Here is a 1,169-nt window from a genome sequence, read left to right on the forward strand (position 1 = left end):
GGCAACGCTGATCAAGTAGTCGCAACGGCCAGCGAACTGGCCGATCCGGCTCATGACGCACTTGGATCTACGATCAGCCGTCCTTCCATGCCCGTTTCCGGGCGCTGCGGGCCGCTTTTGCGGCCCCGCAGGCGCAACTATCCCGCCAAACGCACCCGCGCCAGGTACAGGTTCGCCAGGCCCAGGGCCACGAAGCAGCGGTTCGCGTTCTTGTCCAGCCCGCGATAACGCACCTTGGCAAAGCCCCACAGCCGCTTCACCACCGCGAACACGTGCTCGACACGGGCACGGATCTTCGACTTGTTGCGGTTCCGCTGGCGCTGCACCTCATTCACTTCGCCACGCTTGCGAACCCGCTGGTTGGTGAAGTCCCGGGCGTGCGGTGCATGCGTGCCGATCAGCGCCTTCTGGCTGGCGTAGGCGCTGTCTCCATAGACCCGGCGTTCCTCCCCGTGCAGCAGGTCTCCCAGCAGGTGCTTGTCATGCACATTGGCCGCCGTCACCGCCGCGCTATGCACCAGGCCGTTACGACTATCCACGCCGATGTGCAGCTTCATCCCGAAGTACCACTGCTGCCCCTTGCGGGTCTGATGCATGTCCGGATCGCGGGCCTTGTCCGCATTCTTCGTCGAACTGGGCGCGCCGATGATAGTCGCATCCACGATGGTGCCCGTGCCCACCTTCAGGCCACGTGCTTCCAATTCCCGGTTCACTTGCAAGAACAGCTCCGCCCCCAGCTCGTGCGTCTCCAGAAGGCGACGAAACTTCAGCAGTGTCGTCGCGTCCGGAACCCGCTCGCGGCCCAGGTCGATCCCCACGAACCGCCGCAGCGCCGTGCTGTCCAGTAGCGCTTCCTCGCAGGCCTCATCGGCCAGATTGAACCAGTGCTGCACCAAATACATCCGCAGCATCCGTTCCAGGCCGACCGGCGGCCGGCCATTGCCTGCCTTCGGATAGTACGGCTCGATCACCGCGCACAGTGCCGACCACGGCACGATCTGCTCCATCGTCGACAGGAACACATCCCGGCGCGTCGGCCGACGATGCTGCTCGAATCCACTGCCCTGATCGGCCGCCATCGCCAATGTCTGCTGTTTCATCGGTCGTTCCGATTTGAAGGAAGGGGCATATTTTCTCCGATAGGGACCGACTTGATCAGCGTTGCCTTA

General features: G+C 63.6%; 1 protein-coding gene. It reads right to left on the reverse strand.

What is annotated here, in order from left to right:
• Window positions 1-137: 137 nt before the first annotated feature.
• Complete coding sequence (locus XCSCFBP4642_RS0112315; protein WP_029218204.1) at window positions 138-1,100, reverse strand: IS5 family transposase; 963 nt, start codon at window positions 1,098-1,100, stop codon at window positions 138-140.
• Window positions 1,101-1,169 lie beyond the last annotated feature (69 nt).

Origin of the sequence: Xanthomonas cassavae CFBP 4642 (assembly GCF_000454545.1) — a bacterium.
Classification (GTDB): Bacteria; Pseudomonadota; Gammaproteobacteria; order Xanthomonadales; family Xanthomonadaceae; genus Xanthomonas; species Xanthomonas cassavae.

Coding starts and splice junctions, on each gene's coding strand:
- XCSCFBP4642_RS0112315 (WP_029218204.1), bottom strand. CDS start 1,100: ATGAAACAGCAGACATTGGCGATGGCGGCCGATCAGGGCAGTGGATTC.